General features: G+C 60.4%; 11 protein-coding genes. 7 read left to right on the forward strand and 4 right to left on the reverse strand.

The features are described 5' to 3' along the window. Positions 1 to 339: 339 nt before the first annotated feature. The gene (locus NF876_RS14385) at positions 340 to 483 is read left to right on the forward strand and encodes a hypothetical protein (RefSeq protein WP_262269474.1); all 144 of its coding nucleotides are present in this window, start codon (positions 340 to 342) and stop codon (positions 481 to 483) included. 109 nt (positions 484 to 592) lie between these two features. Here NF876_RS14385 and NF876_RS14390 read toward each other — a convergent pair whose 3' ends face one another. The 4 genes from NF876_RS14390 to NF876_RS14405 form a co-directional block, all read right to left on the reverse strand. After that, the gene (locus NF876_RS14390; RefSeq protein WP_262269475.1) at positions 593 to 1,783 is read right to left on the reverse strand and encodes an ABC transporter substrate-binding protein; all 1,191 of its coding nucleotides are present in this window, start codon (positions 1,781 to 1,783) and stop codon (positions 593 to 595) included. Positions 1,784 to 2,054: 271 nt separating this feature from the next. Next, on the reverse strand, positions 2,055 to 5,228 hold the full coding sequence (locus NF876_RS14395) for an efflux RND transporter permease subunit (RefSeq protein WP_262269476.1): 3,174 nt from the start codon (positions 5,226 to 5,228) through the stop codon (positions 2,055 to 2,057). Next, positions 5,225 to 6,421, reverse strand: coding sequence for an efflux RND transporter periplasmic adaptor subunit (locus NF876_RS14400; protein WP_373696664.1), 1,197 nt, complete (start codon positions 6,419 to 6,421; stop codon positions 5,225 to 5,227). Before NF876_RS14400 ends, NF876_RS14395 begins: the two co-directional genes overlap by 4 nt. Positions 6,422 to 6,478: 57 nt before the next feature. Continuing rightward, the gene (locus tag NF876_RS14405) at positions 6,479 to 8,146 is read right to left on the reverse strand and encodes a GMC family oxidoreductase (protein WP_262269477.1); all 1,668 of its coding nucleotides are present in this window, start codon (positions 8,144 to 8,146) and stop codon (positions 6,479 to 6,481) included. A gap of 837 nt (positions 8,147 to 8,983) precedes the next feature. On the opposite strand from NF876_RS14405, the gene NF876_RS14410 reads away from it, so the two are divergent. The 6 genes from NF876_RS14410 to NF876_RS14430 all read left to right on the forward strand — a co-directional run bounded on the left by NF876_RS14410 (position 8,984) and on the right by NF876_RS14430 (position 15,498). Next, positions 8,984 to 10,849, forward strand: a complete 1,866-nt coding sequence (locus tag NF876_RS14410) for a PAS domain-containing protein (protein WP_262269478.1) — start codon at positions 8,984 to 8,986, stop codon at positions 10,847 to 10,849. A 184-nt stretch (positions 10,850 to 11,033) separates the two neighbouring features. Next, entirely contained in the window at positions 11,034 to 11,681 is a 648-nt protein-coding gene (locus NF876_RS14415) for a response regulator transcription factor (protein ID WP_262269479.1), read from the forward strand. A gap of 85 nt (positions 11,682 to 11,766) precedes the next feature. Then, positions 11,767 to 12,138, forward strand: coding sequence for a response regulator transcription factor (locus tag NF876_RS14420; RefSeq protein WP_262269480.1), 372 nt, complete (start codon positions 11,767 to 11,769; stop codon positions 12,136 to 12,138). Positions 12,139 to 12,593: 455 nt separating this feature from the next. Continuing rightward, positions 12,594 to 12,947, forward strand: coding sequence for a histidine kinase dimerization/phosphoacceptor domain -containing protein (locus NF876_RS43440; protein WP_373696663.1), 354 nt, complete (start codon positions 12,594 to 12,596; stop codon positions 12,945 to 12,947). Positions 12,948 to 13,274: 327 nt separating this feature from the next. Next, positions 13,275 to 14,225 carry a LysR family transcriptional regulator gene (locus tag NF876_RS14425; protein ID WP_262269481.1) on the forward strand — a complete coding sequence of 317 codons (951 nt, stop codon included), beginning with the start codon at positions 13,275 to 13,277 and terminating at the stop codon, positions 14,223 to 14,225. A 991-nt stretch (positions 14,226 to 15,216) separates the two neighbouring features. Further along, positions 15,217 to 15,498, forward strand: a complete 282-nt coding sequence (locus NF876_RS14430) for a GNAT family N-acetyltransferase (RefSeq protein WP_262269482.1) — start codon at positions 15,217 to 15,219, stop codon at positions 15,496 to 15,498. Positions 15,499 to 15,660: the final 162 nt, after the last annotated feature.

Here is a 15,660-nt window from a genome sequence, read left to right on the forward strand (position 1 = left end):
GATGAGTACGAGAAAGGACTTTAAGATTGACCTGATGGTTGTTGAGCTGACCGCCAAATGGACGCTACAACATCTTCGCAAGTGCCACTAACGTGCTCGAACTTATAGAGACGGCTTGGGTGATCTTGAACTGCGCCGGGGGCTGGCTGGGCCATTCGATCCTATCCATGACCACCGGTGTTTCAACTGCACCCAAGCCGGATCAATAGTTCCGAGGAGCAGTTCAATGCGTTTGTCATATGTGCTAATGCGAACGCGCTGTCCAGATCAGCTGGCGACCCGCATCGTCTGGCCTGCAGCGAGATTGAGGTCTTCCACTCGCCACCCTCCAGAGCCGAGTTGAACCCAGACGAGGATCTGCGCGCCAACCCGAAGCAAGCCACGGCCCACAATCCGACGATCCGCAGCAAGCGTGAACTCAAGCGCACCGTCATCAGGCCCATGCGCCGGCTGACAAAGGCGCCCGAACGGATCCGCCGCTAATTCACAGGAGCAACCCTTTTCAATCTCGCGGATCCGACAAGCCGCAGCACAAGCCAACTTGAGCAAACTTCGGACAAAGTGACGCCACCTCCCGGAACGACTCTCCCCTTCACCGGGTCAGCGGGCAACCACTTTCCTTGGCGCTGAGGAACACGTGTTCGCCCGCTACCACCGCGAGTTGCTTGTAATAGTCCCACGGCTTCTTCGACTCCGAGGGCTTCTTGACTTCGAAAAGATACATGTCGTGGACCATGCGGCCGTTCGCCAGCACCCTGCCCCGCGCGAACGAGTCGTCAACCGGCATTTCCTTGAGCTTCTTGGCGACGGCTTGGCTCTCCTTAGTGCCCGCAGCCTTCACTGCCTTCAGGTAGCTCAGCGTCGCTGAATAGGTGCCTGCGTGGATCATGCTCGGCATCCGCCCGGTGCGCTTGAAGAAGCGCTCGGAGAAAGCGCGGCTCTTGTCGTCACGGTCCCAGTAGAATCCTTCGGTGAGCATCAGCCCCTGCGCCGCGTCGAGGCCCAGACTATTCACCTCGGTGATTGTCATCAGCAGGCCGGCGAGTTTCTGTCCCTGCCGGAAAATGCCGAACTCAGCCGCCTGCTTGATGGCGTTGGTGGTGTCTCGGCCGGCATTGGCGAGACCAACGATTTTTGCCTTCGAGCTCTGCGCCTGCAGCAGGAATGAGGAGAAGTCGGTCGAGTTCAGCGGCACGCGGACCGCGCCGATCGTCGTGCCGCCCGCACGGGTAACGATCTCGCTGGTGTCCCTCTCCAGCGCGCGGCCAAAAGCATAGTCGGCGGTGAGAAAAAACCACGTGTCGCCGCCCGCCTTTACCAGTGCTCGGCCGATGCCGACCGCCAGCGCGTGGTTGTCGTAGGCCCAGTGGAACCCGTAGGGCGTACAGGCGTCGCCGGTGATGCGCGAGGTCCCGGAGCCGACCACGATATCAATCTTCTTCTTCTCGTTAGAGAGTTCCTGCACCGCCAGCGCGACAGTTGACGTAGTTAGGTCGGTAATCATATCAACGTCGTCGGCGTCGTACCAGCGCCGCGCGATCGAGACTGCGAGATCAGGCTTGTTCTGGTGGTCGGCGGTGACCAGCTCGATCTTCTGGCCGAGCACCTCGCCGCCGAAATCCTCGATAGCCATCTGTGCGGCTTCGACTGAGAATTTGCCCCCGTACTCCGCATAGACGCCGGACTGGTCGTTCAGGACGCCAATCTTGACACCCTGCGCGAACGCCGGCGCGGCGAGTAACAGGCTGTACGCAGCGGCCGCGGCGAAAACTCCCGACCTCATCTTATAGCCTCCCCACAGTTCCCATTCGGAAATGCTTGGCGCATAATTATATTACCTCTCAAGGCTTGCACGTCTATTTCGGCCCGGCCAGTAGTAATGCCTCTTCGGGCTCTGCGCTTTGGGCCCGTTATCCTGAAGTGCGGCGCAGTCGGAGCCGCGAAACGGTGGATGGCGCGGGTGGGACCGTGCCCCGTTCATAGCCAGTATGCCGCGCCGCTGAGGCCATCGAAGATAGTGATCCGGCATCATCGCACATCCGCGTCACTGACACTTACGCCGCCGCGGCCACCGTTGTGCGAGGCGGCTCGCCCTCGTTCTTGCCTTCCGCGAGATTGCGAACCACCACGTAGAAGATCGGCGTGAAGATTAGGCCAAACAACGTAACGCCGAGCATGCCGAAGAAGACGGCGACGCCGACCGCCTGGCGCATCTCGGAGCCGGAACCGGTCGAGACCACCAGTGGCAGCACACCGAGGATGAAGGCAAACGAGGTCATCAGGATCGGGCGCAGGCGCAGTCGGCAGGCCTCGATAATGGCCTCCAACCGCGACCTGCCCTGAAGCTCAATGTCACGCGCGAACTCGACGATCAGAATCGCATTCTTGGCCGCAAGTCCCACCAGCACCACGAAGCCGATTTGGGTCAGAACGTTAACGTCTTGGCCCATGATCCGCACACCGACGGTGGCCGCGAACAGGCACATGGGCACGATCAGGATCACCGCGAACGGCAGTGTCCAACTGCCATATTGCGCGGCCAGAACCAGATAGACGAACAGCACGCAGATGGGGAACACGTAAAGGCCGGCATTGCCACCCGCCACTTGTTGATAGGACAAATCGGTCCATTCGAAGGTGAATCCGCTCGGTAACGTTTCGTCGGCTAGCTGCTTGATGGTGTTAAGCGCCGTGGTCGAGCTAACGCCCGGTGCCGGCTCACCCAGCAACTCGGACGCCCAGTAGAGATTGTAGCGCGCGACGCGATCTGGTCCCGAGATGTCTTTGAAGTCCACAACGCTGCCGAGCATCACCATCTCGCCGGCGGCGTTGCGGGTACGCAGCCGCTCGAGGTCCGTAGTCTCTTCGCGAAATGGCAGGTCGGCCTGCGCAGTGACGTGATAGGTGCGACCGAACAGGTTGAAGTCGTTGACATAGGTTGAGCCGAAATAAGTCTGGATTGTGTCATTGATGTCGGCGATTCGAACGCCGAGCTTCTCCGCCCTGACGCGATCAATGTCGACGAACAGCTGGGGCGTGTTCGCCGAGAAGGGCGAGAACACCGACGTGAGATCGGGTGACTTGCGCGCGGCCGCCACCAGTTCGTCGGTTGCAGCCGCCAGCAGCTCGGGGCCGCGTCCTTGCCGATCCTGGATGCGGATGCTGAAGCCGCCCCCTGTGCCGATCCCGGGTACTGCGGGCGGAGGAATGACATTGACGGAGGCGCCCTGGATCGCGGATAGCCGTTTGCGCAGTTCCGCTGTGATCGCATTAGCCGACAGGCCCTTCTTGTATCGTGCCTCCGGCTCGTCGAACACGGGGAACAATGCCGCTGCGTTGCCCGCCTGCGTGCGCGTCGCGCCGGAGAAGCCGGCGAAGGCCCCGACACGGATAATACCTGGTGTATCCAGTGCGATTCGCTCGATGTCACGCACCACCGCAGTGGTCCGTGCTAGCGATGCGGCGCCTGGCAGTTGAACCGAAATGATGAGGTAACCGCGATCCTGGGCCGGAATGAAGCCCTGTGGGGTACTCACCAGCAACCAACCGGCGCTGCCGATCAGCGCGAGGTAGATCAAAAGCATCACCATCGTGTGCCGGACGACGAAGCCGGCGGTGGCCCCGTATCCCTGCGCCAAGCGGTCGAAGATGCGGTTGAACAGCGCGGTGAAGCTCCCCCAGCCGCGCGCGATGATGTTCCAGCGCGCCGACGGACGTTTTCCCTGGTTTGGAGTAAGGATCAGCGAGGCCAGCGCCGGCGACAGCGTCAGCGAGCAGAAGCACGAGATCGCGGTTGCGACCGCGATGGTGACGGCGAACTGCCGGAAGAACTGTCCAGAGATGCCGCCGAGGAAGGCGGTCGGCACGAACACGGCGCAGAGTACCAGTGCGATCGAGACAAGTGCGCCGCCGACTTCTTCCATCGTCTTAAGCGCCGCTTCGCGCCGGCTCAATCCGTGCTCGAGATGCCGTTCGACGTTCTCGACAACCACAATGGCGTCGTCGACCACGATGCCGACCGCGAGAACCAGACCGAAGAGCGTCAGGTTGTTGACCGAGAATCCGAGCGCGGCCATTACCGCAAAGGTTCCGACCAGGGAAACCGGGATTGCGATGATGGGGATGATCGCTGGGCGCCACCCTTGCAAAAACACCAGCACCACGATGACAACGAGCGCCATTGCCTCGTAGACCGTCTTGATCAGCTCACGGACCGATTGGTCGATGAATTCGCTAGGGTTGTAGCCGATATTGTAATCGAGCCCATTCGGAAAACTTGTCTTGAGCTTCGCCATCGTCTCGGAGATATGATGTGCCGTGGCGAGCGCATTGGATCCGGGCCGTTGCGTGACAACCATTGCAACGGCCGACTTGCGGAGTATGAAGCTGCTGGTGGCATAGGATAGCGCACCGAGTTCGACGCGGGCAACGTCGCGCAACCGCACGATTCGGCCGTCGGGGCTAGCCTTCACCACGATGTCCTCGAATTGCCCGACATCCTTAAGGCGGCCGGTGAAGACGAGGTTCGGCTGGAAGGCGCGATCGGAAATCGGCGGTTCCGCAATCTGCCCGCCGGCGATTTGCTGGTTCTGCGCCCGGATCGCGGCCAATACTTCGGTGGAGGTCAGACCAACATTGGCAAGCCGGTCGGGATCCAGCCACAGCCGCATAGAGTAATCGCGCGCGCCATACATCTGGACGTCGCCAACGCCGTCGATCCGCAGCAACTGGTCGCGGACCTGGAGCAGCGTGTAGTTGGAGATATAGAGCTGGTCGAATGTGTCATCGGGCGACAGCATGAAGACGACCATCAGGATGTCGGGCGAGTTCTTCCGGGTGACAACGCCGGTGCGCTGAACCTCCAGCGGCAGCCGCGGCTGCGCGATCGCGACGCGGTTCTGAACCAGGACTTGCGCCTTGTCGAGATCTGTGCCGAGCTTAAAGGTGACGGTGATCGTCAGTTGCCCGTTCGAGGTCGCTTGGCTGTAAAGATACAGCATGTCCTCGACGCCATTAATCTCCTGCTCGATCGGGGCTGCAACGGTGTCCGATACGGTCTGCGCCGAGGCGCCGGGATACTGCGTGGTCACGGTAACGGTCGGCGGCACCACCTGCGGATATTCCGAAACCGGCAGTGACGGGTAGGCGATCGCGCCGACGATCAACAGCACGATCGACAGCACCATCGCCAGGATGGGCTGGTTGATGGAAATCCGTCCGATATTCATGGCTTGGCCCTTGCTGCCTTGCCGCCAGTTGGCAGCTCCACCGTTTTTGGTGTTACCTTGGCACCGACACGAGCCCGCTGCAGCCCGTCAACGATGACGTGATCCTCCGCCTTGAGGCCCTCGCGAATCACGCGCAGCCCTTCATCAATCGGCCCGAGCACAACCGGCCTTGCCTCCACCGTGTTGTCCTCCTTGACTACGAACACGATCTTGCGCGACTGGTCGGTGGCGACAGCCGCCTCCGGGATTAGCAGCGCCTCGTAGGGTGAGGAGCCGGCGACCCGTACTCGGCCGAACTGACCGGGTACGATCGAGAGATCTTTGTTCGGGACGATCGCACGGCCGCGCAGCGTCGCGGTCGAGGCGTCTAATCGATTGTCGAGGAAGTCCATCGTCCCCTCGTGTGAAGGATTTAACTCGCCAGTCAGCATCACCTGCACCGGGTTCGTCGTGCCGTGCACATTTGGCCGCAGCCCTTCCGCCCACAACCGACTGTTTCGCCGATAGGTCACCTCGTCGACGTCGAAGTAGAGGTAGATCGGATCGAGCGATACAATCGAGGTCAGTAGCGTCGCGGCGCCTTCGCTGCCCTGGACGAGATTGCCCGGGGTTACCAAGCGGCGACTGACGCGGCCGGTGATCGGGGCCACCACATGGGAGAACTCGACATTGAGCTGTGCCGCCTGCAGCGCGCCTTTGGCCTGAGTCTCGGCGGCACGCGCCGCCTGTAGCGCCGCACGGCGCTGATCGACGGCTTGTTCGGAGACCGCGTTAGTCTGGACGAGGTTCAGAGCGCGCTCAAGATCGCGCTTGGCGAACTCCCCCTTGGCACGGGCGTCAGCGAGCTGCCCCTCGGCTATTAGTGCGGCCGCTTCGAACGGGCGCGGATCGATGACGTAGAGCAGATCGCCGGAGCGGACGATCGCACCGTCCTTGAACTCTACACTGTCGACGAAGCCGCCGACGCGAGGGCGGACGTCAACCTCTTCAATCGCCTCGAAGCGACCGGTGAACTCGTTCCAGTCGGTGACGGTCCGTTTGACTGGTTGCGTCACTGTGACCAAGGGCGGAGGCGCGGCCGATTGCGCTTGCGCGGCCTTGTCGCAGTCGGCGAGCGCGAACGCGAACAGCAAACCAACCGGTCCGATGCCGTATCGTGTTAGGTGCCAAAAGGAGCTGCGATCAAGCCGGATCGCCGGGATCGAATACTCGGACCTGTCAGTTGCGCACACGTCAGTCTCCTTGAGGGCCTAGAACGTTACAATCAAATCGGAGAGATCGACGGACGGGAAACGGCTGTCATCGCTTCGCTTCAGGGGTTCCTGGGTTAGCTTCAGATCCTGGACCAGCATCGCGGTGGCGTGACGCGCAAGCGCCTGAGTGGGGGCATTCGTGTTGCCACTGGTGATGTTCGGCATGATCGAGGCGTCGATCACCCGAAGGCCGTCGACCCCGCGCACCCTGAGCCTCGCGTCAACAACTGCTCGCTCATCCTGGCCCATCCGGCACGTGCCGACCGGGTGCCACATCGTCGTCACGGCACGCTTCACCCATTCGCCGATCTCGGCGTCCGATTGGATGCTAGGCCCCGGATCGATCTCTTCCTCGATCGCCGGAGCCAGCGACTCCTGGGCCATAACCTTGCGGATCGCGTGCACCGATTGTACCGCAGCCCTCAGGTCTTCTTCCTCGCCGACGAAGTTCGGGTGGATGAGGGGCATCGACATCGGATCGCTGTCGGCGAGCCTGACCCAGCCGCGGCTCTTCGGCTGAAGCACCACGAGCTCAAAAGTGAGGCCGGAGCGGTCCCCCGTCGCGCTGAGGTCCTGATTCGCGATGATCGGAGCGTGATAGCATTGGATCGTGGGTTCGGCGCTGAAGTCGAACGGATTCCAGTGGGAGACCGTCTCGATGCCGTTGCCCGCCGCCGGGCCATCCTTGGTGATAAAATAGCGCAGACCTGCCTTCACGGTACCGAGGCCATGCGCGGCCGCCTGGTAGCCGAGATCGCCCTTCACATAGGCCCGGACCGGTACCATAGGGTGGTCCTGGAGATTTTCACCCACCTCCGGAGCATCGACGATCACGGCAATGCCATGCTGGCGCAACTGCTCGGCCGGCCCAATGCCTGAGTGCATGAGAATTGTCGGGCTGTGGACGGCCCCGGCCGACAGCACGACCTCGCCGGCCCTGATTGTCTCGCGGCCGTTGTCGCTCAGCTCAACGCCGACCGCTCGCCTGTTCTCGATTAGAATGCGAACAACTGCCTTCCCGGTGAGAAGGGTCACACGACCCGAGTCCAGGTGCGGACGCAGATAAGCGTCGACGGCACTGCACCGCCGCTGATTTCCAATGGTCGACTGGACCGGCGAGACGCCGATCTGGCTCTTGCCGTTATAGTCGGGGTTGAAGGGGATGCCGTACTCCTGGAAGGCCTTGAGGCAGTATTGGTTCAGCTTGTTGACGCCTTTGGGCAACTGAACCGCCAGGCCACCTTTGATACCGTGGTAGTCGTCGTGGAAGGTGTCGTTGTCTTCCTGCGCCATGAAGACCGGCAGCAGGTCTTCATAGGACCATCGGCCCGTGTCGCCGACCGCATCCTGCCAGGCGGCGTAGTCGCGCGGCTGACCGCGGACGTAGGCCATTGCGTTGATCGAGGAGCCGCCGCCGAGCACTTTGCCTGAGCGATAGGTACGCCGGGTGCCATGCTGCGGAACCGTCTCATACTTCCAGACATGCCGGTCGTGGGCTAGTATTTTGGCGAACCCGGCAGGAATGTGGATGAGCGGATCGCTATCCAGGTCGCCGGCTTCGATCAGGGCGATCGACGCGTCGGTATGTTCGGCGAGGTAGCTCGCGACGACGCAGCCGGCTGCGCCCGCGCCAACAATGACAATATCGTAGGCTTCGTCGGACATCGGTGTGTTTCTCTTTTACGCCGTTTGGACTGTTCACTCACCAACCCGAGCTGACGCGGCGTCACCGCGGCGCTGGATGCTGAACTCAAGGAGATCGACTTCTTTGTAAAATGACCCTGCGAGGTCAGCGAAGGAAATCACCTCTGGCCATCGAGTCCATAGACGATCGTTATTGCCGCGCACCGCGCGATGTGATGCTGTAGCGCGTCATGGAGCAACCTGCATGCCACCTGAAGACGACCTTTCAGCCCGCACAGAGTTCGGCGCCGCGTTCAGGCGCTGACATCGCACTCATTGCAGCCGCCGCTCACGCGGTTGGGCGGCGAAGTTCGCGCCGTGACCCTGGCAGATGCTCGCACAGGGTGGGCGAAGCCGGCAAGAAGTCCGCACGCCGGATCTGGGTCATTCATGATCCGCATGAATAACTCAAATGCATTTTCCCAATCTAGCGCCTCTCGACCGAATTGGTCATCTTCCCGCCGACATACCCAAGGATCATTGCGTATACGCAGGTAAAAGAGCGATCATGCATTCCAATAGTCGCACATTGGCAGAAGCGGACCGGCAGAGTTGCGCGAATACAAGGTGGTTTCGATCATTGATAAGCAGAAGCGCATGCAACGGATTGACTCTCTTACGGCCGAAGGGGGCGCGGCTCGATCAGAGATTGCTCGCAGCCTACGCATGAGCAGGACGTGCATGAATCAAGCTTCAAAGCACTCCGATTGGGCATCGCTACGCAATGACGTTGCAGCCTACTCGAGTCCGGTGAAACTGAGTTCGTGATGACAACCGGTCCATCCCGCGTCGGCCGAACGAAGAGAGATTGCAACGGAGATGAGTGACGCGCCATCGGAGCTGGCGAGCGACCCGCCCCAAGCGAGCTTTGGGTGTGATAGCGTCCAGGCATTGGTCTGCGAATTCCACGTCGAGCGCGGCGGACGCAGGTTCAATCGCGCCTGGGAACTCTTCACCGGAATCTCTCCCGCGAACCTCCTCGGCGATGCATGGCTGAAGGCGGTGCATGAGGAGGATCGCGGGACCCTCAGCGATGCCGCCGTCTCCGAAAGCGGTTCGCGGTCGGTCGACATCCGGATCCAGCACCGAGACGGTCAGTACCATTGGTTTCTCGTCAACATTGCCCTTGCCACCGACTCTCATCTTCCCTGCTCGTCGAGGGTTCTAGTCGCGCTCCCGATCAACGAACGCAAAGCTTCCGAGTTTGCACGGGAATCTGAGGCGGCAGACATCCGCATATTGCTTCAAAACGTGCCAACCATGATTTGGCGCACGACAGCGGACGGCGATATGGACTATGCAAACGAGCGATATCTCGCGCGCTGGGCGCAAACACTGGAGACCGTCAGCGGCCGCGGATGGAAGGACCCGGTTCATCCAGACGATCGAGATGGACTTGTTAGCTACTGGGCCAACCATATCAAAACCGGTGCCGACGGAATGTACGAGTTTCGTGTAGGCTCTCCCACGACCGGATATCGTTGGTATCTCTCTATCTGCACGCCTCGCCGCGACGAGAACGGAAATGTGGTTCAGTGGTATGGGGCGACCTTCGACATCGAGGACAGAAAGCGCGCTGAACAGCAGCTCCGCCGGAACGAAGCGTTTTTACGCCAAGGCCAGCTGATCAGTAAATCGGGTAGCGTTGGTGCAGACCTTCGAACCGGCGAGTATCACTGGTCGGACGAATCCTACCGGATTCTGGAATATGAGCAGGATGTGACGCCCGGACTCGATCCATATCTCCGGAGGGTTCATCCTGACGACGTTGACCTCGTTCGGGAGAAGCTCGAGCACGCGAAACGCAACAGTTGCGACGTGGAATTTGAGCACCGACTATTCTTCCCTGACGGGCGGATCAAGCACCTTCGCGTGCTGGTCAATCCGGCACATGCCGGTCCAGATGACCTGAGCACTGTCGGCGTCATCATGGACATCACCTCAACGAAGATGGCCGAGCAAGAAATGCATCGTGCCCAGACCGAACTCACTCGTATCACCCGCATCGCGACAATGGCGGAGTTGACTGCGTCAATCGCGCACGAGATCAATCAGCCTCTTTCCGGGATCCTTACGAACGGCGAGGCGTGTCTGCGCTGGCTCAATCGTGCCGAACCCGACATCGCGGAGGCGACGGAGGCGATCGAGCGGGTGGTCGTTGGCGCCCGCCGGGTCAGCGATGTCGTTCGGCAGCTTCGAGCGATATTCACCCGCAAAGATCCGGTCCCGCTTAAGTTCGATCTTAACGACTTGGTGACGGGCACCCTGCCGCTGCTGCGTTCGCACATCAATCATCATCGGGGCTCGGTCGGTCTCAGGTTGGCGGACAACCTTCCCGCAGTCTTCGCGGATCCCGTGCAGATTCAGCAGGTTCTCAGCAACCTCCTGATGAACGGACTACAGGCGCCGAGGAAATCGGATACCGGTGAACGTAGGCTCACAATCGAAACCGCGCGCGATGAGAATGGCGTCACGCTTCGTGTCAGTGACGACGGGCTCGGGATTGACGAAGCGCACCGCTCGACCATTTTCGAGCCATTCTTCACGACAAAAACCGACGGCATGGGGATGGGCCTGTCGATATGCCGGACGATTATCGAATCGCACGGCGGCCGAATGTTTGCTCACGCAAACGCGGCTGGCGGCGCGACGGTGGGCTTCGCGCTGCCGGTCGAGCCTAGCTGAGGAGCTTTGTCAACCGTCGTGAACAAGTCCTTCGTTCCTCTAACTATAAAAGTCTTCAGCGGGCCCTGCCCAAGTCTCATGTTAAATCGAGAACGCAGTTTAACTGGCAAGTTCGAGGATCCTTGTCCTGGGACCGGCAGGACCGAAACTGCGCATACCGCCGCACACTACAAATTCGTCAGCCATGCAGCCGAACTCTAGCGCCGCTCCAATCGTACTCATCGTCGACGACGATGAGTTGGTCCTAAAATCCATCGACGGCCTCGTCAGATCCGCCGGATATCGTTCGGCTCTTTACGCGAGTGCCGTCGAGCTCTTGTCAAAGCCCTTGCCTGAGGGCGTCCGTTGTCTGGTCGCGGACGTGCGCCTGCCCCTCCTGAGCGGGCTCGACCTCCAAGCGGAACTCGCCAAGCGTGGCGAGCGCATTCCCATCCTGTTCATAACAGGCCACGGCGATATACCGATGTCAGTGCGGGCGATGAAGGCCGGTGCGGTCGACTTCCTTCCGAAACCGTTCCGTGACCAGGACATGATGGACGCGATCGCATGCGCGTTGGTCGAGGATATTCGCATGAAGGACCAGGAGAGCGAACTCGACTCCCTCCGTGCGCGATACGGATCCCTGACGTCGCGCGAGCGCGAGGTTCTGCAACTGGTCTCATCCGGTCTCCTCAACAAGCAAGTGGCAAGTGAGCTCGGGTTAAGCGAGATAACGGTCAAGCTTCATCGCGGCAGCGCAATGCGGAAGATGCGCGCTCAAACGCTTGCACAGGTGGTCAGGATGATGGAAGCGCTCGAGCGAGGTGCTCTCCAAGACCATACTCCAGTATAGGCCGAGCACCCATACGTCCGATTGTCAGGCCTCACAGCGGCATTAAAATGCTGACCGTATTTCCGTACTTCCTGAAAGGGACCCCTTGGGCGCGAATATCGCCATCGCGATCGTCGACGACGACGAGCTTGTCCGACTCTCCGTGGCGGGCTTGCTGCGCTCGTTCGGCATTAGGACTACGGCATTTGAGTCCGCCGATGCGCTGCTCATGGCTGACGCGAACAGGTTTGACTGCATCGTTTCTGATCTCCAGATGCCCGGAACCAGCGGCCTTGAGCTGAGGCGCATCCTAATTAATCAAGCAAACGTCGTACCCGTGATCATCATGACGGCCTTCCCTGAACGCGCGAACGATGCGCGCCGCCTCGACGAGTCATTTCCGATGGTCGAGAAGCCGATTGACAGCGGCCGGTTGATGGCCAGTATTGAGGATGTCCTTGGATGCAAGGTCGTGTAATCCGAAGCGCAGCGGTCGAAAGCGCCATGCTGATTCGGATTTTGGCCGGAGCCGAACTTGCCGGCGGCGCCCTCGGTACGGATGTTGAAGGGAGCGTCGGGGATCCGGGTCACGTCGACCACAATGGTATCAGCCCGGCCAGTCGCCGGTGATCCCCGCTTCGCTGTTTCGGCCGCTCTCAAGTTTGAACGAAACCAGCAAGGCTCATCGAATCCGTTTCCACCAGCGTCAGAATTCCGCGATGGAGAGCGTCGGTGCGCGGTGTCGGAGACGCACAAAGCGGCGACAGGCGAACTGCTCGTGCGATCTGCCGAGGAAAGTGGCCGTCGAGGTGCGGTTTAGTGTGGGTCCCACAACAAGCACTCTACAAGGATAGTAATGACAAACCACTGTATAATTTTCTACTGGCGAAATACCATCGATAAAAGACCTCGCCAAACTGCGGAGGCCCTTAAATGGTATTCCAAAAGACATGCCATTCCATCGGCGCAAAGACTGTTGCGCCCGCTAACGTAATCGGCCATGGAGAGGTCGATCACCGCGCCGCAAACAGTTCTCAACTAATCTCGGGGCACCTGGGCTTACACGCGAGGCAGTCGCCGAACCCTGAGAGCGGCGGTGCGCTCGCCGCTGCCGTCGATCACATCTTCTCAATCGCGGGCATCTGTTGCCGGCTCCGCCGGTTAGAGCCACAGGACACTGTCAACGTCGGTTCCTATCGTCCCGATTCCGATGCAGCCCTTGAACAGGGATGTGCAGATGACGCACAGAGACTGCCCGCAACCGGCGGCTGGGCGCGATCCTTCTAGTATCCGTAAAACGAAAGGTCATGGGATGCGAGATACCATTCCCATCATGGGTTCCTTCAGCCGTTTAGGGAAAAGCGCGGCAAATTTGCTCTTCAGCGCCGCTGCGCGGTCAACGCCGGCGCGCGCGCCCGCAGGGGCAATGCACTCTAGCGCGTCAACAGAGGAGTTGCCGCACGAGAGCGGCCTCGATGTCTGCGTCCGTACGAGAGTGCGCGAGACTGATTGCGTCAGGCCGTCGCAACTACACACGTTGAACGACGCGGCCAAGTCGGCTTGCGCGCCGGATTGCCCACGCAGATGGCCGACGTCCCAGACAATGATAGAGTAGTGGCTGACACCATGGAACTTCACCAAGTTCGTTATTTTCTGGCGCTCGCAAGCACGCTGAACTTCACGCGCGCGGCCGAGCAATGCAATGTCACACAGCCTGCTCTAACGAAAGGTGTGCAAAAGCTGGAGCAGGAGCTAGGTGGTCAATTGATTTACCGGGAGCGGCAGTTGACGCAACTCACCGATCTCGGGAAGGAAGTACTACCCCTGTTGGAGCGCACAATTGCGGCAGCACAAGCGGTCCGCCGTCGGGCGCAGGCATTCCAAGGCAAGGATGTCGCACCCCTGCGTATCGGACTCGCCCCGTCGATATCGGTCTCGTTAGTGCTCGATCCTATCGCGGAGGTCTCTAAGTTTATTCCCGGGCTCCATGTAGAACTTCGAGAGGCAGCCACTGACGAGCTCATCGAGTTGCTGCTGGGGGGCGAAATTAGCACCGCGTTTGTCGGTGACATGAAAGACATCCCGCCGCGCATTGATGACTGGCCCCTGTTTCAGGAACGGTACGTTGCGGTACTGGCCCCAACGCACGAACTTGCGGGCCGAACCGCCATCAGCATTGGCGATTTACGTCATGCGACGATTCTTCAGCGTTCCGGGTGTGACGTCTTGCCAAAGGTGCGGGACTTGTGCTTTTCGGACGGGACACCAAGTCTCGGCTACTGCAGCGAGAAAGAGACACACCTTCAGCACATGGCTGCAGCCGGCTTCGGTGTGATACTCGCGCCCGAACACATGCCGCGCCTTCCAGAGCTCAAGGCCATTCCCATCGAAGGTGACCCAATCTGGCGCGAGGTGCATCTGCTGGCGGTGCAGGGACGGAAGTATTCTCCCGCAATGGACGCATTCATCAAGGTCGCTCGCCTCCGAGATTGGTCGCTCGGGCCTGTCGCTCGGCGGCGAGCGGAGTACTTCTCGCGACCTCAACTCGTAAGCGCCGTAGCCTGAGCAAAATAACTGCCAGCGAGGCGCTAGGTTCTGCGGTCTCACATCGAACCAGAGGAATACTGAGAGAAGTGGCCAACAGAACGCCCGACCAAGGCCGCAGCGGGCTCTTCGCTAAATTCGGCGCTGCTGCCCGCGCGACTGATCGCCATTTGGGTTGGCAGGAATGCGCCGTACTTCCAGTACGATGCATCGGGATCAGGCGGGATTTGAGGGCCCGGAGCGGCGTGTCGCCCGAACGGTCCACCACCGCCGGGAGATTGGATTGAGGATTGCTTTCGCTGAGGCCGGAGCTGAACCGGTCGCCTTTGCTGATCTTGATCAGCCAGACGTTATATTCGGCACTGATATTGCCAATCGCTAGCAGTTCCTCCGACGTAACGGTAATCGTGTGATCATCTGGTGTTCTCAGCAAATAAAGATGCAGTGGGGGCGTGCCCACGTGTCGTTCCTTGCCATGGGGCCCCGGCGGTCCGCCGATCAATGTTGGAAGAGGAGCCGCCGCCCGCCCTCCCCCAGATTCAGGCCCTGGGTGGCGCGTAGTCGGCGGTAGCGGTCATTGCGGGTTCCCCTAGTCCAAAGTCGGGCGGCCGGGGAATGATTGGCCCGGAACAGCGTGCGCTTTGTTTCAAGGCCCATGATCGTCTCGAAAAGGTCCGGCCCCGTTCGTACCGAAGCTGGCGCCAAGGGATCGTGTTTTGAAGGCGGAAGAGTCCCTCAACGAAGTCGGAGCGAGTGAGCTTGGTGTCGCTATGAAACAGAGTTTCGGCCGGATCGCGCCCTGATGCATTTCTACTTCAATGGTTCGGACGGGAGTGCCACGGCCCGCACGAAGCCGTAGGGAGTAAGTAAATGCGTGGATCGCGCCGTGAATCCACAATCCGTCGCAAGTCGTCCAGACACACGCCTCGTCGCCCTTGCTGCGGCTTTGGCCGGCAGACTATCGCAGATAGGCCTGCTAGATTTGGGAGCGGATAAGAGACGGAGGCAAAAGATGGAAAGCGACGTCCAGGACAATCCGTCCATGAGCCGGTTTGAAATGCCCCTCGGCGACGGCGCACTCGCCGTCGCGTACTACAAGGTCGAAGACGGACGGGTTGTTCTGCTCCATACGGAGGTGCCGCAAGAGTTGGCCGGCCTGGGGCATGGATCGCGACTGGCGCACGGCGTTTTCGAAGCGTTGCGGCGCGACGGAAGAAGAGTGATCGCGAAGTGCCCTTTCATGTCGTCGTACGCGGCCCGGCACCCCGAGTACGGCGCCCTCCTCGATGGCTGATCACAGACCGACAGGACACATACTTGCACAACGCGTTTAGGCGACGATATCGCACGTCTATGGAAAGCATGTCCAAAGGGAATTTCTCATTGCGCTGGCTGCGGCCGATCCTGAGGTCAACCGGGTCGGCCGAGCAAACACGGCGGCCCCGCCATTCATCGA

It is taken from the genome of Microvirga yunnanensis (assembly GCF_025460875.1).

Coding starts and splice junctions, on each gene's coding strand:
- NF876_RS14395 (WP_262269476.1), bottom strand. CDS start 5,228: ATGAATATCGGACGGATTTCCATCAACCAGCCCATCCTGGCGATGGTG.
- NF876_RS14415 (WP_262269479.1), top strand. CDS start 11,034: ATGCAGCCGAACTCTAGCGCCGCTCCAATCGTACTCATCGTCGACGAC.
- NF876_RS14390 (WP_262269475.1), bottom strand. CDS start 1,783: ATGAGGTCGGGAGTTTTCGCCGCGGCCGCTGCGTACAGCCTGTTACTC.
- NF876_RS14430 (WP_262269482.1), top strand. CDS start 15,217: ATGGAAAGCGACGTCCAGGACAATCCGTCCATGAGCCGGTTTGAAATG.
- NF876_RS14410 (WP_262269478.1), top strand. CDS start 8,984: ATGAGTGACGCGCCATCGGAGCTGGCGAGCGACCCGCCCCAAGCGAGC.
- NF876_RS43440 (WP_373696663.1), top strand. CDS start 12,594: ATGGTATTCCAAAAGACATGCCATTCCATCGGCGCAAAGACTGTTGCG.
- NF876_RS14405 (WP_262269477.1), bottom strand. CDS start 8,146: ATGTCCGACGAAGCCTACGATATTGTCATTGTTGGCGCGGGCGCAGCC.